This is a genomic window from Corynebacterium sp. ES2730-CONJ, from assembly GCF_024834055.1.
In the GTDB taxonomy this organism is placed as follows: Bacteria; Actinomycetota; Actinomycetes; order Mycobacteriales; family Mycobacteriaceae; genus Corynebacterium.
Window position 1 is genome coordinate 77,991 of record NZ_JANUXZ010000007.1, and the last position, 20,571, is coordinate 98,561.

Annotated in this window: 23 protein-coding genes; 9 read left to right on the top strand and 14 right to left on the bottom strand. The window is 53.3% G+C overall.

Translation table 11 applies throughout. From position 1 onward, the window contains the following. Entirely contained in the window at nucleotides 1–321 is a 321-nt protein-coding gene (clpS, locus tag NXS13_RS08785; RefSeq protein WP_259080144.1) for an ATP-dependent Clp protease adapter ClpS, read from the bottom strand. A 144-nt stretch (nucleotides 322–465) separates the two neighbouring features. On the opposite strand from clpS, the gene NXS13_RS08790 reads away from it, so the two are divergent. The 3 genes from NXS13_RS08790 (at nucleotide 466) to NXS13_RS08800 (ending at nucleotide 4,394) form a co-directional block, all read left to right on the top strand. Further along, nucleotides 466–714: a hypothetical protein gene (locus tag NXS13_RS08790; protein ID WP_259289647.1), complete on the top strand. Its 249-nt coding sequence runs from the start codon at nucleotides 466–468 to the stop codon at nucleotides 712–714. 381 nt (nucleotides 715–1,095) lie between these two features. Next, on the top strand, nucleotides 1,096–2,397 hold the full coding sequence (locus tag NXS13_RS08795; RefSeq protein ID WP_259080134.1) for a nicotinate phosphoribosyltransferase: 1,302 nt from the start codon (nucleotides 1,096–1,098) through the stop codon (nucleotides 2,395–2,397). Beyond that, the gene (locus NXS13_RS08800; RefSeq protein ID WP_259289648.1) at nucleotides 2,397–4,394 is read left to right on the top strand and encodes an ATP-dependent DNA helicase; all 1,998 of its coding nucleotides are present in this window, start codon (nucleotides 2,397–2,399) and stop codon (nucleotides 4,392–4,394) included. Before NXS13_RS08795 ends, NXS13_RS08800 begins: the two co-directional genes overlap by 1 nt. Here NXS13_RS08800 and NXS13_RS08805 read toward each other — a convergent pair. From NXS13_RS08805 to nrdF, 5 genes are all read right to left on the bottom strand, one after another. Next, nucleotides 4,318–5,064 (bottom strand): peptidyl-tRNA hydrolase, encoded by a 747-nt coding sequence (locus tag NXS13_RS08805; protein ID WP_259289649.1) that lies wholly within the window; start codon nucleotides 5,062–5,064, stop codon nucleotides 4,318–4,320. The genes NXS13_RS08800 and NXS13_RS08805 overlap by 77 nt on opposite strands. Then, nucleotides 5,064–6,320, bottom strand: coding sequence for a phosphoserine phosphatase SerB (gene serB / locus NXS13_RS08810; protein ID WP_259289650.1), 1,257 nt, complete (start codon nucleotides 6,318–6,320; stop codon nucleotides 5,064–5,066). The genes NXS13_RS08805 and serB overlap by 1 nt, the downstream gene beginning before the upstream one ends. 129 nt (nucleotides 6,321–6,449) lie before the next feature. After that, nucleotides 6,450–8,144 carry a cytochrome c oxidase subunit I gene (gene ctaD / locus NXS13_RS08815; RefSeq protein WP_259080123.1) on the bottom strand — a complete coding sequence of 565 codons (1,695 nt, stop codon included), beginning with the start codon at nucleotides 8,142–8,144 and terminating at the stop codon, nucleotides 6,450–6,452. A 300-nt stretch (nucleotides 8,145–8,444) separates the two neighbouring features. After that, nucleotides 8,445–8,717, bottom strand: a complete 273-nt coding sequence (locus NXS13_RS08820; protein WP_259289651.1) for a hypothetical protein — start codon at nucleotides 8,715–8,717, stop codon at nucleotides 8,445–8,447. A 292-nt stretch (nucleotides 8,718–9,009) separates the two neighbouring features. Beyond that, nucleotides 9,010–10,005: a class 1b ribonucleoside-diphosphate reductase subunit beta gene (gene nrdF, locus NXS13_RS08825; protein ID WP_259080118.1), complete on the bottom strand. Its 996-nt coding sequence runs from the start codon at nucleotides 10,003–10,005 to the stop codon at nucleotides 9,010–9,012. Between the two features lie 362 nt (nucleotides 10,006–10,367). On the opposite strand from nrdF, the gene NXS13_RS08830 reads away from it, so the two are divergent. After that, nucleotides 10,368–10,853, top strand: a complete 486-nt coding sequence (locus NXS13_RS08830; protein WP_259158734.1) for a ferritin — start codon at nucleotides 10,368–10,370, stop codon at nucleotides 10,851–10,853. A 51-nt stretch (nucleotides 10,854–10,904) separates the two neighbouring features. Here the strand turns inward: NXS13_RS08830 and nrdE are convergent, their stop codons facing one another. The 3 genes from nrdE to ykgO form a co-directional block, all read right to left on the bottom strand. Continuing rightward, a complete protein-coding gene (nrdE, locus tag NXS13_RS08835; protein ID WP_259080114.1) occupies nucleotides 10,905–13,064 on the bottom strand; it encodes a class 1b ribonucleoside-diphosphate reductase subunit alpha in 2,160 nt (719 codons plus the stop codon). 141 nt (nucleotides 13,065–13,205) lie between these two features. Then, on the bottom strand, nucleotides 13,206–13,439 hold the full coding sequence (gene nrdH, locus NXS13_RS08840; protein WP_259080112.1) for a glutaredoxin-like protein NrdH: 234 nt from the start codon (nucleotides 13,437–13,439) through the stop codon (nucleotides 13,206–13,208). A 412-nt stretch (nucleotides 13,440–13,851) separates the two neighbouring features. Further along, complete coding sequence (ykgO, locus tag NXS13_RS08845; RefSeq protein ID WP_005511141.1) at nucleotides 13,852–13,974, bottom strand: type B 50S ribosomal protein L36; 123 nt, start codon at nucleotides 13,972–13,974, stop codon at nucleotides 13,852–13,854. Between the two features lie 206 nt (nucleotides 13,975–14,180). Between ykgO and nadE the strand changes: the two genes are divergently transcribed. Continuing rightward, on the top strand, nucleotides 14,181–15,020 hold the full coding sequence (nadE, locus tag NXS13_RS08850; protein WP_259080095.1) for an ammonia-dependent NAD(+) synthetase: 840 nt from the start codon (nucleotides 14,181–14,183) through the stop codon (nucleotides 15,018–15,020). On the opposite strand, the gene NXS13_RS08855 is transcribed toward nadE, so the two are convergent. Both NXS13_RS08855 and NXS13_RS08860 read right to left on the bottom strand, forming a co-directional pair. After that, the gene (locus NXS13_RS08855; RefSeq protein ID WP_259080059.1) at nucleotides 15,017–15,775 is read right to left on the bottom strand and encodes a fructosamine kinase family protein; all 759 of its coding nucleotides are present in this window, start codon (nucleotides 15,773–15,775) and stop codon (nucleotides 15,017–15,019) included. The genes nadE and NXS13_RS08855 overlap by 4 nt on opposite strands. Beyond that, nucleotides 15,776–16,192 (bottom strand): pyridoxamine 5'-phosphate oxidase family protein, encoded by a 417-nt coding sequence (locus NXS13_RS08860; RefSeq protein WP_259080058.1) that lies wholly within the window; start codon nucleotides 16,190–16,192, stop codon nucleotides 15,776–15,778. Nucleotides 16,193–16,231: 39 nt separating this feature from the next. Here NXS13_RS08860 and NXS13_RS08865 point away from each other — a divergent pair, with 39 nt between their 5' ends. Continuing rightward, nucleotides 16,232–16,567, top strand: coding sequence for a multidrug efflux SMR transporter (locus tag NXS13_RS08865; protein WP_259080056.1), 336 nt, complete (start codon nucleotides 16,232–16,234; stop codon nucleotides 16,565–16,567). Between the two features lie 4 nt (nucleotides 16,568–16,571). After that, nucleotides 16,572–16,883 carry a multidrug efflux SMR transporter gene (locus NXS13_RS08870; RefSeq protein WP_259080054.1) on the top strand — a complete coding sequence of 104 codons (312 nt, stop codon included), beginning with the start codon at nucleotides 16,572–16,574 and terminating at the stop codon, nucleotides 16,881–16,883. Here NXS13_RS08870 and NXS13_RS08875 read toward each other — a convergent pair. After that, nucleotides 16,880–17,224 (bottom strand): hypothetical protein, encoded by a 345-nt coding sequence (locus NXS13_RS08875; protein WP_259080052.1) that lies wholly within the window; start codon nucleotides 17,222–17,224, stop codon nucleotides 16,880–16,882. The two genes, NXS13_RS08870 and NXS13_RS08875, sit on opposite strands and share 4 nt — an antisense overlap. Then, a complete protein-coding gene (locus NXS13_RS08880) occupies nucleotides 17,218–18,483 on the bottom strand; it encodes a glycosyltransferase 87 family protein (protein ID WP_259289654.1) in 1,266 nt (421 codons plus the stop codon). The genes NXS13_RS08875 and NXS13_RS08880 overlap by 7 nt, the downstream gene beginning before the upstream one ends. A gap of 421 nt (nucleotides 18,484–18,904) precedes the next feature. On the opposite strand from NXS13_RS08880, the gene NXS13_RS08885 reads away from it, so the two are divergent. Next, a complete protein-coding gene (locus NXS13_RS08885) occupies nucleotides 18,905–19,048 on the top strand; it encodes a hypothetical protein (protein ID WP_259080050.1) in 144 nt (47 codons plus the stop codon). A gap of 368 nt (nucleotides 19,049–19,416) precedes the next feature. Further along, nucleotides 19,417–19,782 (top strand): hypothetical protein, encoded by a 366-nt coding sequence (locus NXS13_RS08890; protein ID WP_259289652.1) that lies wholly within the window; start codon nucleotides 19,417–19,419, stop codon nucleotides 19,780–19,782. Between the two features lie 153 nt (nucleotides 19,783–19,935). Here NXS13_RS08890 and NXS13_RS08895 read toward each other — a convergent pair whose 3' ends face one another. After that, complete coding sequence (locus NXS13_RS08895; RefSeq protein ID WP_259080047.1) at nucleotides 19,936–20,226, bottom strand: hypothetical protein; 291 nt, start codon at nucleotides 20,224–20,226, stop codon at nucleotides 19,936–19,938. Nucleotides 20,227–20,571: the final 345 nt, after the last annotated feature.

Below are 20,571 nucleotides of genomic sequence, written 5' to 3' on the forward strand. Positions count from 1 at the left end.
TTATCCCCCTTGCTGCATGGTGGCCCAGAGCCCAGCGGTATGAAGTTTTTTCACATCCGCTTCGACCTTATCCTTTTCACCGGAGCTCACCACTGCTTTGCCTTCGGTGTGGACCCGCATCATCAGCTCCACAGCCCGCTTCGGATCATAACCGAGCACGGTTTGAAAAACATAGGTGACATAGCTCATCAGGTTCACGGGATCATCCCAAACAATGCACATCCATGGGAGGTTCTCACTGGTGGCAATGTCGACCTCGAGATCCTCATCCAGCTCAGGTGTGGCCATTGGGGAGCCGCAGCGCGGGTTACAGGTACTCATAAACGTCCAGTTTAGCTGCAAGCTTCACGCATAGTGCATAAAGCACCCGCAATACCTCGTGGGTATGTTCAGAAAACACGGCAACCCTCTACTCAACCCGCTACTCATCGCCGCATTCTTCGCTGCGGAAGGGGTTTCCACCCCATGCCACTTCTCCCCGCTCTGATTCGAGATATTACAGCTCTCTTTCGCGGCAACCTCGCGATGCTCGGTGGCATTCAACAATTTCTCGCCGGCCTCATCGCGCCAAGTACGCTTGCCTCCGCTACCGTGGCGGAATATATGTCACCATCCGACGGATCCTCGCAGCGGAGAAGCTATCGTTTTTCTGAGAGCTATTACGATGACGCGCTACGAGACCGTGATACTCGGCGATACTCGGCGGCTTTTTGAAAACTCCACGATGAGGAGCAATATCCTCACAATCGTGAATTGCGCGAAACTCGATAGCGGGCACCCTCTTCGTCGTCTCTTCGTCGTCTCTTCGTCTCGGTATACACTGAAATGTGCGCGCCCAATAGTGGGCCGAGCGCAATGCTACAACGGGGACCTACTGGGGCCCAGAGTCAGGTCAGCTCACGGTGCAGGCTAAGCTTTTTCATCATCAAGCATCCGCGGTGGCATTTTTAGACCAGTGGTTTCATAATCCCCCAAGCCAACAGGTTTTGGGGCGAATAGATCGCACGACCGCAGGCGTTGGAGTGGCAAGCGTCGGCGAGAAGACATACGCTTATATCCAACTGGATTAGCTAATAAGCGAGAAAGAAAAATTTGATGTCTACCTCAACCGCGCTCATGACGGATATGTATGAGCTCACCATGCTACAGTCCGCGCTTGCCGACGGCACTGCCTGGCGCCACTGCACCTTTGAAGTCTTCGGACGTAGGCTTCCTAATGAGCGCCGCTACGGGGTGGTCGCGGGCACAGAGCGCGTTATCGAGGCTATCGAGAATTTTATCTTTACCAGCGATCAAATCGCTGGTCTCGATTTCCTCAACGAGGAAACGAAGGAGTTTCTTCGCCATTACCGTTTTACAGGACAAGTGGACGGCTACCGGGAAGGCGAATTATATTTCCCCCACTCCCCTATCCTCACCGTGCAGGGCACTTTTGCCGAGTGCGTGATCCTCGAGACGGTGATCCTCTCAATACTAAACTCTGATTCTGCGATCGCTACTGCCGCAGCACGGATGGTAACCGCGGCCGATGGTCGCCCGCTGATCGAAATGGGCTCTAGGCGAACCCATGAGGAGGCCGCAGTCACCGCCTCTCGCGCTGCCTATCTCGCTGGTTTCCAGGCCACCTCTAATCTTGAGGCTGCACACCGCTATGGTATCCCTGCCACAGGTACCGCGGCGCACTCGTGGACGCTCGTGCATGTCGGTTCCGATGGTGCCCCCAATGAAAGGGCGGCCTTTGAGTCGCAGATTGCCCAGTACGGGAGCTCCACCACTCTCTTAGTCGATACCTTCGATATCACCCAAGGTGTAAACAACGCCATTGAGGTCGCTGGAACCGAACTGGGAGCCGTGCGTATCGATTCCGGCGATTTGGGGGTCATGACTCGCAAGGTACGCCAGCAGCTCGATGAATTGGGGGCCTATAATACCCGCATCGTCGTCTCCTCTGACTTGGACGAATACGCCATTGCGGGCCTGCGCGGAGATCCTGTCGATAGTTTCGGAGTGGGCACCTCGCTGGTAACTGGATCCGGTGCTCCCACGGCCTCACTGGTGTATAAATTGGTCGCAGTGGATGATCATCCTGTGGCCAAGCGCTCCAGGAATAAGAATTCTGTGGGTGGAGCCAAGCGCGCCGTGCGTACTCACCGGGCCTCAGGGACCGCAATCGAAGAAATCGTGATGCCCTTTGACAGCGCGGAGCCGGAATTCCCAAATCTTAGCGTACTCCCGCTCACCATCCCGCTGATGCGCGATGGGCACCGGGTTGCAGGACTTCCCACGCTCAAGCAGTCTCGCGATTACCTCGCACATCAACTGGTGACCCTTCCGTGGGAGGGCCTCGCTCTCAGCAAGGATGAGCCTGTGCTCAGTGTGCGCTACCTCGGCTTCTAATGGCCGATCTCAATGTCACGAAGCTGCTCGATGCCGCAGTCAGCGGGATTGGGGGCCACAGCCGACCGGGTCAAGTGCGTATGGCGCAGGCGGTGGATAAGGCTCTAAAAAACGGTACCCACTTGGCCGTCCAGGCGGGAACGGGTACCGGTAAATCGCTTGCCTACCTCATTCCAGCGATAATGTCGGCACGCGATTCTTCCCAACCAGTGATAATCTCCACAGCGACGATTGCGCTCCAGAAACAGCTCATCGATCGAGATTTGCCGCGAGTGCGCGCTGCTCTGGCCGATATTCTCGATCCTCCGCCAAGCTTCGCCATTTTAAAAGGCCGCAGCAATTATTTATGCCGTTATAAGCTCGATCGAGCCAGCTCTTTAGAGGATTCGCTTGATACCGAGGACACTCCCATAAGTGAGCTGGGAGCGGCGAGTGCCCGTGTTTTTGCGTGGGCCGAGGAGACGGAAACAGGAGATCGTGACAGCCTCGAACCTGGAGTGCCCGATCTAATATGGCGCCAGTTTAGTGTGAGCGCTCAAGAATGTATGGGCGCTTCGCGCTGCCCCTTCGGGGAAGAGTGCTTTGCCGAGTACGCCAAAAAAGAGGCTGGCGAGAGTGAAATCGTTGTCACCAACCACGCGATGCTCGCTATTAACGCTATTTTCGATGTGCCTGTCCTCCCCGATCACGACGTTGTTATTGTTGACGAAGCCCATGAACTCACCGATCGCTTTACTGCGATGAGTACCCAGGAGATCTCTACCCACGCCTTTGATCTTTCGCTGAATCGGGCCGCAAAATTGGGCTCCGGAGTTCGCGATGAAAAACTCGCCTCCGCTGTCGAGGATTGGGAAAAAGCGATGGGGCAGATACCACTCGGACGACTGGTTGACCTTCCAGAGGCCCTCAAACCTTCTCTCGATGCCATTGTTTCTCTCACTGGCGCGCTCATCACCAGTATTGGCACCGCGCCACCTCAGGAGAGTACGAATGACCCCGAGCGCTACGCGGAGAGACAGAATGTCAAGATGCATTTAGAAAGCCAGCGCGAGGCCATCATTCGCATTCTCGACGTTTTTGAAGAGCCCGATATCACTCAGCATAAAGATGTGGTGTGGCTAACGGAAGATGAACGCGGTCGCTTGAGCATGCATATTGCCCCGCTCTCTGTTTCTCACGCTTTAGCGCTGCATTTATTTAGCAGCCACACCGTGATTCTCACCTCGGCAACGTTGACCCTCGGCGGGAATTTCAAGGCTATGGCGGCTAGTTGGGGTGTGCCGAAACATAGCTGGCGCGGACTCGATGTGGGGACCCCGTTTGATCCCGCGCACTCGGGTATCCTCTATCTTCCCACCCATCTGCCCGAACCCTCTCGGGATGGCCTTGCTGATGCCATTATCGACGAGATCTATGACCTCATTATGGCGGCGGGAGGTCGCAGTTTGGGCCTATTCTCCTCTAAACGTGCCGCCGTGCAAGCCGCGGACGCGCTGCGGCATCGCTTGCCTTTTAAAGTTCTGTGCCAGGGCGAGGATAGTACCGGAGCACTCATCAAAACTTTTAGCAAAGAGGAAAATTCTTGCCTCTTCGGCACGTTGAGTTTGTGGCAGGGTGTAGACGTCCCCGGCAGCAGCTGTTCGCTGGTGATCATGGATAAGATCCCGTTCCCAAGGCCTGATGATCCCCTTTTACAGGCCCGCAAAGAGGCAGCGGACGCAGCTGGTCGTAACGGTTTTATGGAGGTTGCTGCCGCCCACGCGGCATTACTGATGGCTCAAGGCGCCGGCCGGCTCTTACGTGTCACCTCGGATCGCGGGGTGGTAGCGTGCCTCGATCCTCGCCTGAGCAGCAAGCGCTACGGGAGTTTTTTAATCTCTTCCATGCCCGCATTTTGGCGCACCCATAAAAAAGAGACAGTCATTGCAGCTCTAGGGCGCCTGGTCCAGCACTCCACAACGCAACACAACTCATCGAGCCCGGAGCAATCTCGGTAAAACCAGCATCAATAACCGTTATCGCACCCGGTTGGTGCGCTGCCTGCGCGCAGCTGAGGGCGTCTACTTCGGCAACGCTGAGAAGGTATCCGCGCTCTCGCCAGGCCCAACATGCGGAGGCATCAAGGCTGCCCGCAAAAAGCATGGAGGCGTGTCCTACTTGGGCGGCAGCTTTCCCCAGACTCATACGGAGCGAGGCATCGATAAGCACCCGGAGATGAGGAACTGGTGGGGGTGCAGGTGCTGGGAGGGTTGGGGGTAGATCGGTGCCCTTGATTTGGAGGGAGCGCAACCTGGGATCAACGTCGTCCATAGCCGTGGGGATAAAAGCGCGGGCGCGAGCACCGTTGACGTGCGCGGTGACGCCGGGAATTTCTTGAACGTTACGCCACCCCGCACCCCGGGCGCGCCGGGTAATCTTGCGGATGCGGCGGTCGTACCACATTTCTAGGTGGCTGCGATAATGGGAATCACAGCCAGCCTCGTCGATCAGGCATGCCTGTACAACAGCGATACCTGCTGCAGCCAGAAGATCCTCCCGTCGGGGTGGATTAGGTTTTGGGATCTCGAGAACAATTTGCATCGCTTGATCATCAATACCGGTGCTGTGTTGGCGATGCTGGACCGCATCAGCGAGCAAACGATGAGCCGAGAGAAATTGTGAGTGCATTAGGGGTTGAGCGGAACACGACGAGTAAGTGAGGTATCCTCGGATTCGATTTCGGCACGACTGATACCCAGGATATAGAGCACCTCATCGAGGAAGGGTGAGTTGACCGAGGTATCCGCGATCTCTTTGAGAGCTGGTTTGGCATTAAAAGCAATACCTAAGCCTGCAGCTGAGATCATATCGATATCATTAGCACCGTCGCCTACAGCGACTGTCTGATGCATCTGGAGACCGCTATCAGCGGCGAATTCGGCGAGGAACTCGGCTTTCGCCCGGCGATCAACCACTGTGCCGAGGACTTCGCCGGTTAGCACACCATTGTTGATCTCGAGTGTATTTGCGCGGACATAATCGAGTTCGAGGTCGGCGGCAAGATCCTGAAGGACTTCAATAAATCCACCAGAGACGACCGCAGTTTTATAGCCCATACGTTTTAAAGTGCGAATTGTCGTCCGCGCACCCGGGGTGAGCACAATATCCTTAGCGACCTCTTTAAGGAGGCGCGCATCTAAGCCCTTAAGTAGACGCACCCGGGCGCGCAAAGATTCCTCGAAGTCTAATTCCCCGCGCATGGCGCGATCGGTGATGTCTTTGACTTCCAACTCGCGGCCTGTCCGCGCGGCGAGCATCTCGATGACTTCCCCGGTTATGAGGGTGGAATCGCAGTCAAAGCAAATCAGTCTCGTGGAGCGTCGTTGTAGTCCGGCCCGCTCGATGGCGATATCGATCCCCTGCTCGCTACTTAAGGCAGCGAGTGCTTTACGCACGGGGACTCCCGCACCTGGGTCGGCATTGGCCATCGTAATCTTAAATTCGAGCCCAGTAACAGGGTAATCGGAGATACCACGAATGGTATCGATATTGGCTTCGTAATTGGCGAGGGTCTGAGCGATACGAGAGATATCGGCAGCGCGAACAGGATTTCCCAGCACAATAATCTCGTGAGTGGAGTACGGTTTAGGGCTGCCTACGGTCTCACGTAATTCTACGGTCACCGTTTGCTGGTAGGCGCTTAGAGTATCCCTCAGCCCGATGGTGAGGGTTTCTAACCTCTTGGGATCTATGCCTATATAGGCAGCGAGCGACAGATAACCACGGAATTTAGACTGCTCGACATCCAAAATCTGAGCACCGTGAGCTGTGAGCACTCTAAAGAAAGCTGCACTGACGCCAATGCGATCTGTTCCGCTTACTGTAATGACGGCAGGGGTGAGCGGGGCTTCTAATTCCACGGTGGGGGCAAGGTCTCTATTCACGCCTTCCTATTCTTCCATGACGGATGCGGGGGCGGTTAACATTTTGGCTATTTCTTTCGGGTAATAAAAATACTGAGGCCGATCGTGTGATCAGCCTCAGTATTAAGAAGTCAGGAATGCGTGGAGCTATTAGTGGCGGCCCACGTGTGCTTCCTTACGCATGCGCTCAACCATATGTGGATAGTGCAGCTCGAAGGCTGGACGCTCGGAGCGGATACGTGGCATCGACGTGAAGTTGTGTCGTGGTGGTGGGCATGAGGTCGCCCACTCGAGGGAGTTGCCGTAGCCCCATGGGTCGTCTACGGTGACAACCTCGCCGTAGCGCCAGGATTTCACGACGTTCCAGATAAATGGCAATACGCTCATTCCAAGGAGGAAGGAGAATACTGTGGAAATCTGGTTGAGGGTGGTGAAGCCATCAGAATCGAGGTAGTCGGCGTAGCGGCGGGGCATACCCATATTTCCTACCCAGTGCTGAATGAGGAAGGTGCCGTGGAAGCCGACGAAGGTTAGCCAGAAGTGCACCTTGCCTAGTCGCTCATCAAGCATGCGACCGGTCATCTTGGGGAACCAGAAGTAGACGCCTGCACAGGAGGCGAAGACGACGGTTCCGAAGAGGGTGTAGTGGAAGTGGGCAATGAGGAAATAAGACTCAGCAAGGTGGAAGTCCAGTGGTGGGGAGGCAAGCATAATGCCGGTGAGGCCACCGAAGAGGAAGGTAACGAGGAAGCCGACCGACCAGAGCATCGGGGTCTCCCACGTGATGTGGCCACGCCACATAGTGCCGAGCCAGTTCACAAACTTCACACCGGTAGGAACCGAGATGAGGAAGGTCATAAAGGAGAAGAAGGGCAATAGGATTGCACCGGTGACGAACATGTGGTGAGCCCACACAGCCATCGAGAGCGATCCGATCGACAGGGTAGCAAAGACCAAACCGATATAACCGAACATTGGCTTGCGGGAGAAAACAGGGAGAATCTCTGAGATAACGCCGAAGAATGGCAGCGCCAGCACATAAACCTCGGGGTGCCCGAAGAACCAGAAGAGGTGCTGCCAAAGAACAGCTCCGCCATTGCCTGGGTCATAGATATGTCCACCCAATTTGCGGTCATAGAGAACGCCAAGTGCAGCGGCCAGAAGCAGCGGGAAGATCATAAGTACAATCACGGACGTCACGAAGACATTCCAGCAGAAGATTGGCATGCGGAACATGGTCATGCCCGGTGCGCGCATGGTCAATATGGTGGTGACCATATTAATAGCGGATGCAACGGTACCAACACCGGTTGCGCCCACACCCACGATCCACATATCGGTACCAAGACCTGGGGAGTGGATGGAGTCAGCAAGGGGTAGGTACATTGTCCACCCGTAGTCAGCTGCGCCACCTGGGGTGAGGAAGCCCGCCATCATGGCAACCACACCGATGGTGGTAATCCAGAAACCGAAAGCGTTCAGGCGTGGGAAAGCCACGTCTGGAGCCCCAATCTGGAGCGGTAAAATATAGTTAGCAAAGCCCCACACAATTGGGGTACCAAATGCCAGCAACATAATTGTGCCGTGCATGGTAAATAGCTGGTTGAACTGCTCATTGGATAAGAATTGGAGCCCTGGGGTAAAGAGCTCGGCACGAATAAGCAAGGCCATAAAGCCACCGACGAAGAACCACACGAAAGACATGATGATGTACATAATGCCTAGTAGTTTGTGATCCGTGGTGGTCAGCATGGACCATGCGAGCGTGCCAATTCGCGCACCCCCAGTGGGTGCGGGACGAGTGGGCTGGGAGTAGTTCTCCTGCCGTGGCACCACTGCGGTCATACGATCCTCCTGACTTCGTTTAAGATGCGAGCGAGTTTCCTGCGAGTGCATCTATAAAAAATGTCGTACACTATCCGTGTCCAACACTGAAAAATCTACCGGCCCCATAAAAAAGAGTCTAGTTTCACTTCTACACTACCGACTATTGCACTGGCGGGGAAATATTTTTTAATCCCCAAACGCGTAGCATCGTCGATGAACGGGGATTATAAGCGAAAAGATGTGATCTGCGACATCAAAGTTATCAAGGTGTGCCCTTCTCTCAGGCGAGAATGCGACGGTCAGTGCCCCCATTCAACGTCAAACAAAAGGATGATCAGCTCCGCTCATAACAAGCATCACCTGACTTTTGCCGAGGCCGTACTCAATGAGTGGCGGTGAGAGTCTGTGGTAAATGGCGGTGAAAGACTGTGGTAAACGACGTGGTGCCACATCATCCGACGGGAGCGACGACTGAGCCTCGCTAAACCCCGGCTTTCCGATGGCTGAGCTGAGGTGAGCTGACACCACCGCGATCACGCTTAACCTGTACAAGTCCATATATGGGATAGTTCCCGACACAACGAAACTCATACCTCCATGGTCACCGCCGAGATAGTCCCCATCCATTGCGGATTACTTACGCCCTTTTACCACTCGCGCCCTCAGTATTCTTAGAGGGGGGCGCTTAGAGTTCAGTAAAGCACTCCCCCCGTCAAGAAGCGGCCACCTGATTACCAAGGGGAACTTGGAGCGACCCCGGGCATCGATTTTCTATCATCCCCCCCACATGTGGACAACGGCAGTTATTTTTTAAACGAAAAAGCCGTAGGCCTCAAGGGATCGCTACTTCCTTTAGACCTACAGCTCAAGGCGATACTCGTGCTTAGAAGTCCCAGTCGTCGTCAGTGGTATTCTCAGCCTTGCCAATGACATAGGAAGAACCTGAGCCGGAGAAGAAGTCATGGTTCTCATCGGCATTGGGCGACAAGGCGGACAGGATTGCTGGGGACACCTGGCATTCGTCGGTAGGGAACATCTGCTCGTAACCGAGGTTATTCAGGGCCTTATTGGCGTTATAGCGCAGGAAGCGTCGCACATCCTCGGTCCATCCCAATGGATCGTAGAGATCCTCGGAATACTGAATCTCGTTTTCGTAGAGTTCTAGCAGCATTTCGATGGTGTATTCCTTCAGTTCTGCCTGACGCGCAGGAGTCTGCTTGGCCAGCAGTCTCTGGTACTTATAACCGATATAGTAGCCGTGAACGGCCTCATCACGAATGATCAGACGAATGATATCGGCAGTATTGGTCAACTTCGCATGAGAAGACCAATACATGGGCAGATAGAATCCGGAGTAGAAGAGGAAAGACTCCAGCAAGGTGGAGGCGATCTTCTTTTTTAGCGGATCTTCGCCCTCGTAATACGTCATAATGATCTTGGCTTTGCGCTGGAGGTTCTCATTTTCCTCGGACCAGCGGAATGCATCATTTATCTCACGGGTGGACGAGAGCGTCATGAAGATATTGGAATAGCTCTTAGCGTGCACTGACTCCATGAAAGCAATATTGGTCAATACGGCCTCTTCATGCATGGACTGGGCATCTTTGAGCATGGAAACCGCACCAACGGTTCCCTGGATGGTATCGAGCAACGTTAGGCCTGCGAATACCCGCATGGTGGTCTGCTTCTCAAGGTCATTGAGGGTTGCCCAGCTCTTGAGATCATTAGAAACAGGGACCTTTTCTGGCAGCCAGAAGTTACCAGTGAGACGATCCCACACTTCTTTATCCTTCTCATCAGGGATGGTATTCCAGTTGATGGCGGATACGGGATCTTGGTGGGTGGCGAAGAATTGTTCTTCTTCCTTATGCAAGTGCATAGCACTCCTTCTTATATATGCGAGGTGGTGTGCGATTCTTTCAACCCATAGTGCCACAGTCAATATGGTTGCTGTTTGTGGTCTTAACCACCAGACAATTATGTGATTTTAGTCACGCAACTTAATGGCTGCTAAAATAGGTTGGACTTAGTTAAACCGCGCGGGATTATTTAGTTAGACCCTATTAATGGGGAGTTTTTATAAGGTTAAGCAGCATATTTAGATCTCCGTGAATATTTTCGGCCATTTTCATTACGGTAGCCTTATTTAGGATTGCCCAACCAAATACGAGGCCAGAAAACCTAGTTAAGCTGGGCTAACCTTCGCTGACAAGATGAATCAATCACTTTAAGCTGTGATTCATGAGTATTAATCCACAACTTGCAACTGCCTTGAACGAACAGATCACCATGGAGCTTGAAGCATCGATGGTTTATCTGCAAATGTCCTATATCACCGACGATCTCAGCCTTCCCGGCATGACCTTATGGTTAAAGAAGCAACACGCCGAAGAGCTCGAGCACGCCGAGAAATTTGCTCAGCACCTCCTCGATCGCGACTACACGCCGCAGATTGGCGATATCAATCCTCCTAAGGTCGATGCTTCGAGCCCACTGGAGATTTTCGAACTCGCCCTCGCCCATGAGCAAAAGGTAAGTGCGTCGATACGCGAGCTTGCGATCTTAAGCGATTCGATTCACGATTTCGAATCTCGACCACTCCTTAATACCTTCGTTACCGAGCAGGTTGAAGAAGAAGCCTCCGTGAGAGAGATCCTCGATCGCCTCCGCCTGGCCGGTGAAGGTCTTGGCGTGCTCTATATCGACGACGAGCTTTCCAAGCGTTAAGTTATTCCTTCATCTGGTTGAACCCCGAGAGTATCTCTCGGGGTTTTCCCGTTAGAGCATGCAGGAAACGCAGCCCTCAACCTCGGTTCCTTCGAGAGCGACTTGACGCAGCCGGATATAGTACAAGGTCTTGATCCCCTTACGCCACGCGTAAATCTGAGCACGGTTGATATCGCGGGTCGTCACCGTATCCTTGAAGAAAAGGGTGAGCGATAATCCTTGGTCGATATACTTGGTGGCCACCGCGTAGGTATCAATGACCTTCTCGAAGCCGATCTCATAGGCATCCTGGAAGTACTCCAAGTTGTCGTTATCCATATGGGGTGCTGGATAGTAGACGCGACCGATCTTGCCCTCTTTACGGATCTCAATCCTCGAGGCAATAGGGTGAATCGACGAGGTGGAGTTATTGATATAGGAAATGGACCCTGTTGGTGGAATAGCCTGCAGATATCGGTTATAAATACCGTGTTCCATCACCTCAGCCCTAAGCTCTGCCCACTGTTCAGCGGTCGGAGTCTCAATCGAGGAATTGTCAAAGAGTTCTTGGACCCGAGCGGTACGAGGAGCAAAATCTTGAGGATCAAAGCGATCGAAGTAGGCACCCGAGGCATAGTCCGACGTCTCGAAGCCCACGAAAGCATGTCCGCGATCTTTTGCCAGCTGATTCGAAGCCTTCAAGCAGTGGTAGAGCACCGCTGCAAAATAAGCGTTGGTGAAATCAAGAGCCTCTTCCGACCCATACTGAATACGCTCACGGCCGAGATAACCGTGGAGGTTCATTTGCCCTAAGCCAATCGCGTGGGCGTCATCATTACCCTTGCGTATCGACGGTACGGAATCAATCTTGGTCTGCTCACTCACAGCGGTCAGCGCCCGAATGGCCGATTCTACGGTTTGGCCAAAATCGGGTGAATCCATGGTCATGGCAATATTCAAAGAGCCAAGGTTACAGGAAATATCCTGACCAATATGCTCATAGGTGAGGTCGTCGTTGAAGACCGATGGTGAATTGACCTGCAGAATTTCTGAGCAGAGATTGGACATATTAACGCGGCCCTCAATGGGGTTGGCTGCGTTCACGGTGTCCTCATACATGATGTATGGGTAGCCGGATTCGAACTGAATCTCCGCCAAAGTCTGGAAGAATTCCCGGGCATTGATCTTCTTTTTGCGGATCCGAGGATCCTCGACCATCTCTTGGTAGTGTTCGGTCACCGAAATATCGCCGAAGGCCTTGCCATAGACCCGCTCCACGTCATAGGGCGAGAAGAGGTACATATCATCATTGCGCTTGGCAAGATCGAAGGTGATATCCGGGATCACGACGCCCAAGGAGAGGGTCTTAATGCGGATCTTCTCATCGGCATTCTCGCGCTTGGTATCAAGGAAGTTCAAAATATCGGGGTGGTGCGCATTCAAATACACTGCCCCCGCACCCTGGCGAGCACCAAGCTGGTTGGCATAAGAGAAGGCATCTTCGAGCAACTTCATCACGGGGATAACACCGGACGATTGGTTCTCAATATGCTTAATCGGAGCACCTGATTCGCGCAGATTCGATAGCAGCAGGGCCACCCCACCTCCGCGCTTCGAAAGCTGCAGCGCGGAGTTGATCGAGCGACCAATCGATTCCATATTGTCTTCAATGCGCAATAGGAAGCAAGAGACTGGCTCGCCACGTTGAGCCTTACCCATATTCAAGAAGGTAGGGGTAGCTGGCTGGAAGCGACCGGAAATAATCTCATCAACCAAATGCGAAGCTAGCTCTTTGTCACCGTCGGCAAGCGCGAGGGAGACCATGCACACGCGGTCCTCGAAGCGCTCGAGGTAACGAGCACCGTCGAAGGTCTTTAGAGTATAGGACGTGTAGTACTTATAGGCACCGAGGAAGGTTTGGAAGCGGAATTTGTGGGCATAGGCCTGCTTGAATAACTCCTTAATGAAAGCGAAATCATATTTATCCAGAACCGCCGGGTCGTAGTACTTATTTTCCACCAGATACCGCATCTTTTCCTCGAGATCGTGGAAGAAGACGGTATTGCGGTTAACGTGCTGCAGGAAGAATTGATTAGCAGCCTGGCGGTCTTTATCAAACTGAATTTTATGGTCACTGCCATAAAGGTTCAGCAGCGCATTGAGCGCATGGTAGTCGAGTTGCTCATCGCGGGATGCGGGCTCGGCAACCTTGGATCCAAGATTCTCTGACACGATAGCTCGTGGTTCCTTTGCTTGTGAGGGGCTTGCCAAAAGAATATTCTGCAAGCGTGGAGGGTGATTAGGCCATAAAAGTAGCGCCCCCGCTCGTTCGTATTATGTGTAGGAGGGGCGCCGTGGACGTATCTCGATGACTTAGGCAGCTGCGAGGAGGTTCGCAATACGCTCGGGGCGATAGCCCGACCAGTGATCTTCACCATCGACCATCACGACGGGAGCCTGGAGGTAACCGAGCGATAGGACATAATCGCGAGCCTCGTCGTCGATGGAGATATCAACCGTCTCATAATCCAGACCAGAGCGGTCAAGAAGCTTCTTGGTAGCAACACACTGCATACACGCTGGCTTGGTATAAAGAGTGATAGACATCGTAAGAATTTTCCTTATTCATTAACGGGCATAAAGGCTGCGGATCACTGCCCCAATTCTTTCACTGGTTACCCTGTGGGCCTTATTGACCAGTGACTTACTGACAGGAACCAACACTATACTTAGTGGTAAAATAACGCAAATGGCACAACATATAGTAGTTACAGCCATGGAATTCCCAGCTGGGCAGGTCCGCTTCCACCATATATAGTCCTCCATGAGAGCCGGACCCCTCACCCGTTGGAGCCGGGGATTTCAGCCCCTTCAACATCCGTGCAGCTCAGTGGAGAAAATGCGGAAAATTAATTTTTTTATCCCCTCCACCCCCTTTACCCCCTTTGTCTGAGAGATGGCCTAACACATAAAAAAATCCACCCCTTAGAGTTCTAAGGGGTGGATAAATATAGGACTATTAGCCCTGACGAGCCTTAAAACGTGGCTCTTTCTTATTGATCACATAAACTTTGCCGCGACGGCGCACAACCTGAGCACCCGGCTTGTTCTTCAGCGACCGAAGGGACTTACGAACCTTCATCGGGCGCTCCTTTCTGCTTGAGGATGAGTCAGGCGCACTAACTCGTCACATCTTAAATAAGACTAGGCCAATTCCTTGAGAGAAGGCGTATATAAAAGCCAGTCATGACACGGAGAATCATATTAGCCCATCAGCTGTGGATTATCCAAACCTTTCCCTCCACCTTAAGAGATCAGCCACACCGAAAAAGCGCTAGTATTAGGCCCATGAATCCCGATGATATTCGCAAGCGTCTCCATACCCAGCCTGTGATTAGGCCAGCAGAGGAAATAGCGATCCGCGTAAACTTCCTCCTCGATTACCTCAAGGCCACGCATACCCGCGGCTTCGTCCTCGGTATCTCAGGGGGCCAAGATTCCACCCTAGCTGGCAAACTTGCCCAGCTCGCAGTAGAACGCGCTAGGGACGAAGGCCTCGACGCCGAATTTTATGCCCTCCGACTCCCCTACGGACACCAGGCTGATGAGCAGGATGCCCAGATCGCACTCGACTTCATCCAGCCCGACCATAGCCTCACCATCAATATCCAAGACTCAACTGATGCGCTCGCGGAAGCATGTGCTCAGGCGCTCGGCTTAGATAAGCTCGGGGATTTTAATAAGGGGAACCTTAAAGCTCGACAGCGCATGGCAGCCCAATACGCTCTCGCCGGAGAGCGTGGACTACTCGTTATCGGAACCGATCATGCCGCCGAAAACCTCACAGGTTTTTATACAAAATTTGGCGACGGCGCCGCGGATATACTGCCCATCTTCGGCCTCTCCAAGAACCAAGGGGCAGCGCTTCTTCAGGAGCTGGGTGCGCCAGCATCCACCTGGAAGAAGATTCCCACTGCGGACCTCGAAGACGACCGACCAGGACTGGCCGACGAAGAAGCCCTAGGCCTGAGCTATAAGGACATCGATACCTTCGTTCAAGGCACTGGTGAGGTCAGCCCTGCGGCGCTCGAGCGCATCATGCATCTCTGGCAGATCGGCGAACACAAACGCCACTTACCCGTTACCCCTTATGATCTGTGGTGGCGTTCGTCAACAGGCACTGCCTAAGCCAGCACCTTAAGGGTGGTATACGCGGCTCGCATCAGCTCTGGGGCATAGCTAGGGCCGTGAGTGAAGGTATGCACTGCAAGGGGATGCAGTTGGTGGAGTGAGAGCATGCTGCGGAAGTTTTCAGGCAGCGCAGTGATCTTTTGGTAACCAGCGAAAAATTCTTCGAGATACGGGCACCCAAATAACTCCAGCATGGCCAGGTCCGTCAGTGGGTGACCACCGTGGGCTGCGGGATCGATTAAGAAGGGGCCGTGGGTGCCAAAAATCAGATTTCCATTCCACAGATCACCATGAATCCGAGCGGGAGCGATCGTAGGCCACTGTATCTGCTCGACTTTTTCTAAAACTGTCGCGAGCACAGCCTCATCGCGTGTGCTCAGATTGCCACTGGCTACCGCTTGAATAACGAAGGGCCACACCCGTTGGCGGCAGTAAAACTCAGCCCAGTCTGCCGTCGGCTGAGCTGACTGTCGCTGGGTGCCAATATAGATATCCCCTTCCCACCCAGGTGGCGGAGCCCCAAAAGCGGGCGCACCCAAGGCGTGAATACGAGCAAGCTCCTGCCCGGCGCGCCAAGCCATCAATGCGCTAGGCGATGTGTGCTCGATATATTCGGTAGTGATGCTAATATTGTCCACCTCGAGAACCTCGACGACCGCGGAGCTGCCCTCTCTCAGCCATATCAGCCCTTTTGCTTCGCACTGAGGAGCGCCGGCGAGGTGCGGTGCGACGGTTTTTTTAAAACCTGACATCTAGTAGCGTTCCGGTTCAGCACCCAGGGCAAAGGCGCGACCGCTCAGTGACGTGATGGTCATGCGGACGAAGTTGTACTTTAAGGTGGGCACCCATGGTTGTAGCGCGAGAGTATCGGCGTGCTGGATCTCTTTAGTATCTCGAAGGACGTGCGCATGTCCGCGGGCCACGACTGACCACGCATGGGTTTCGGTTACCTCATCAACTTCAAAGAGCACATCGGAATTAAGCGCGATACTAAAGAGTTTGGCTCCTTCTGCGGTGCGGAAGTAGAGATCGCCAGCATCGAGAACATAGTTGATGGGGAAGATATCCATATCAGCGTGCCGACGCACCACAATGCGGCCTAGGCGCTGCCCTGCGAGCTTTTCAAGGCACTCGTTTTGGCTGAGGATATTCACGGGTCCTGCTGGCATATTTTCCCCTTCGAAAGCGGATACGGTAGGTTTGCTTGCGTGAATAAGTGGATGCTCTTCGCCCTGGCGATTGTGTGCGAGGTATCAGCGACGCTGCTGCTCAAAGCAGCTGCTTCCTTTACTATTTTATACGTCTTGGTAGCTCTGGGATATACGATTTCTTATAGTGCGCTCACTATTCTCCTCAAACGGGGTGTACCGCTAGGCGTAGCCTATGGAATTTGGGGCGCTGCGGGCGTTGCTCTCACGGCCATTTTGGGATCCTGGATATATGGCGAGCAGCTCTCATGGCTCAGCTCGGTGGGCATCGTTATTATTATAGGCGGGATTGTGCTGGTGGAATTCGGTCATCCCCGAGAAATTCAGGTGGCCTAGGTTCATGTTCTGGTACCTGTTTGGAGCAATTTGTGCCGAAGTTGCCGCCACATTGAGTTTGAAAGCGGCCACCGCTCGACCGCGCTTTTTTCTTATCGCTGTCGCGGGCTATATCCTTGCCTTCACCCTTCTTTCGGGGGCATTGCAGCACGGTATGCGTATCGGAGTGGCCTATGGAATATGGACTGCTTGTGGAGTTGCAGCCACTGCAATTCTGTCACGCATTATTTTCCACGAACATCTCACCCGCACCATGTCTATGGGGATAGCCCTCATCGCACTCGGAGTTCTACTCGTCGAGTTAGGTAGCGGCTAGTAGCTGAGGCCACCCGCCCGCTGCAGCGCGGCCACCAGCGGTGGGTCGACAAATTCGTGATCGTCAACAAACCGTTGTAGTAATTCTTCCTTATTGTCTGCCCAGTAGCTAGCATCAATACGCGTGCGACTGAGTTGTACTGCTTGATCGACGAAGGTCTCCATCTCTTGGCCAATCCAGGCCCACACCAAATCCGTCTCGTTGACAAATACAGTGGTGAATTTATCCGGCTTGGGATCGAGGGAGCCAATCAGATGGCGCTTTTTCTCAAATTCTCGCACGCTTCGAACAGCCGCGGGCGATTGCAGCAGAGTTTGAAGTTGTTGATACGGATCTAGCATGACATTTCCTTTCGACGCCGCCACACACAAACCACTGCGACGATCGCTGCGAGTAGAACGGTGAGTAAGGCGGAACCAATATAAAGTGCCCGCATCCACCACAATGGGCTCAGGCCCGCCTCAAAATAGGCTAGCTCAGTCCACTGCACGGTGCTGACCATCGGCAGGGCCATGAGGGCCACGAGCGCCGCACTGCAGAAGGCAGCACACTGTTCACTCAGCTCACGTACCCATCTATTGGCTATACGGGCTGATAGTCGCATAGTGAGCCGCCATAGCGCGTCGAGAATGCTCAAGACCATAGGTACCACCCAAACCCAGTGGTGCTGCCAGGAAAAAGGTGACACCAGTGTGGCACCATAGCCTGCAATTCCTAGTGCAAGAGAACGATTATCAAGTTGGATCGCCGCCCACATTCCCGCTATCACCACTGCGAGGACTATAGCTGTCAGAACTACTAAGAGTGCTCCGCCCTCGACTCCGAAGGCGCGTAGCAGCATTCCGCGTAGCGATTGGGCACCGGGGTTATTGAGATCGCCAACGCGACTGGAATCAAAGATCGCCCACGTCCAGAATATATGGGCATCTGGAACCAAGAGGTAGCCAATCAGGACTGTGAATCCAAAGACAGCAATGCTAGTGAGCGCCGCCCACCAGCGCTTTTGCATAAGGAAAACGAGACCAAAAAAGGCGGGAGTCAGCTTTACTCCCGCAGCGAGCCCTACTCCTGCACCGCCCAATAGTGAGCTGCGACGAAGAAAATCGGTACTAACGAGAAGCATCAGGAAGATATTGATTTGGCCGAAGAGAAAAGTGCTGCGTATCGGCGCGAGAGCGAAGAAGGCGATGCTGATCAAGGCCACGAGAATCCCAGTGGGGAAATCCAGGCGGTAGCCGCGCTCCTGAAATACGGCTATAACCACTGCGACTAGCGCTGCCGCCGAAAAAAATTGCCAGACCACCAGAGTTGATAATTCAGGAAATGCCGCCAGCCGTGCAAAGAGAGCACCGGCGAAGGGCGGATAGGTAAACGGTAAATCGAGAACTAAATTACCGGCGTATAAGTCCTGCCCTTCTCGAAGCGCCTGCCCAGCAAGATAGTAGACCCGAAAATCCACGGGAATCTGGAAGAGGTTGACATAATAAGTCATATTCTCCGCCGAAAGATTAACCGACAGTACCCGCCATGCGGCTATAAAGGATAGAGCAATGAGAGTGGCAATCCCTGGGATGCGCGGCCTTACTGGTGGAGAGGGCATATTCACAGTGTGACAGTGTAGTTCACTTAAGCGCGGAGCACAGCAGCACAGGTTGAAATAGCGGCAAACTGGTGGTCGTGCTACCGCTTCAATGTAGGTTAAATGTACCAGCGCAAGAGAAACGCTCCCCTTAGCACTTAACTGCTGGGTTAGGTAGCCACTAGCGACCATAACAATAGACCACACCACGTGTCAGATGCATATTAACGCATATGCTCTCACTGCTAGGAAGATGGTGGAAACGCGGTATTTTAGTAGGTTTATCGTTGCTATTCATCGCTCGCGCGTTTTGTTATCACTTATTAGTTAAGTATTTACACAGCGCACGAGAACGTTCACTAAAGCGGATTTTAGAACAGGTACCATAAATCCCCTTTATCACATCTCGGATATTATTAGCCCGCGTCTGAGGGGTTTTATTGTGTCAAGACATGCACACGGTCAGGGAAATATTGGCGTGGCCGTCCGCACTCTGGATCACCTTGATATATGGGCCCTGAATGGACCCAGCAAGGTTGACGAGCTGACCCCTGCTTCCATAGCAAATATGCTTCATGCGGTTTAGCTGAATTAAAACGCTCAAATACTCCCACTAGAGTTGGCCAGATTGACAGGATCTACATATACGACTTGGATCGCAATGAGTCCGCACACAGTCGGAATATCACGAAATTTCAACACACCCGCGCTAACGCGAGAACAGAATATCTGCTGCACTACTCCCACTCACGCGAAGAGTGGGCCACCGTCGACACCGGCAGGACCTAAGACGTATTCCTCGAACACGCGCCCACATCAGCCACTGGGCCTCTTAGCACCCATAACTACGGGCAGGCAGGATTTTGTGATAGGTGAGTTGTTTCCCGATCAAGATGCAATCCACCTACCCGCAATGATTCCTAGATCAAGAGATAGGCTCCTAGAGATCCTGGGATGACAACCGACATGGCTGCCGCTATGACAATCACAGTTGTGCTTGTGAGCCGTAGCCTGTGGCTTTACGACGACAATCAGCCCGCTCAAGTAACTTTCGCAGCGGTGAATAATAGGGGCCCAATTTTCCTCAGCCATGTCACAGCTTTTCTTTTCAACTGGCTCTACATTGAAGAACGCGCACGAGTCGACGCTTCACCAGCCGTGCGTGACTGCATATACAACTCAAGAAACCCTCACAACCTTCTTACTGAGGGGGATGTTCGGTTCTGTCAGAATGGCGTCGACCTTCTCCAAAAAAGTGCCAATACGGCTCGCACGGACCTTCCCATACACCTGCGTGATCATATTCCGATCAAAATATAACCAAGCAGCTTCCCGATCCCCTACAGGGGCGCACCTTGGCCCGCCAGACGAGTAACCAGCCAGATCTCGCCACGGTGGGGGTCGATTTCAGTAGTGACGCCCGCTTTCACTTGTGGGGGTCTGCCAGTACCTCGAGGTGTACGTGTTGCCCTATTATTGACTCGTCGAAACAATGGACGTCCTACTCAACGCGCCCGACCACTCCAGCACCTCCGGGTTTTGTCGCTCGCTGATTTCACGCTCAACAGCACGCGCGGAAGCACCTGTGAGCCCTCTAGAGGCTTGCTGGTTGAATGTTTTGGAGAGGTAAGCACGGTTGATTATTTCCCACCAGCAGTGAATATCGCCGATAGCAATCTCGGCTATCATCAGCCCTGCCAAGCGGATAATGTTCGGGGTTTTAATCGCCTGGGGTAGCGGCGACGTGACACGGTTGACAGTCACTTTCTTGTGGATCCACAGAGTGCACTCTTTCAGCGGTTTGAGCTGTATGCCAAGTGATTCTTAAGAGGCGTTGAGCCAATTCTCTGGCGGTGGGGTTTGCGGTCGGTGTGGTGAGATCGTTGCGGGTTGTGGAGATGGCTGTGCGTGGAGCTCGATGAGCTATTCTTCTTCGGCGTTCCATGCGGTGGCTTAGTGTTTAGTTTTTAAACATTTCACGGCGTCACAGCATACACCCTCGTGGTGGTAGCGGGCGCGCAAAGGGTGGCCATAGGGTGTGTTTCTTGCCGGATTTTTGAGGTCATTTTAGGGCCATTCTAGGGCCACTAGGGCCATTTTAGGGACGGA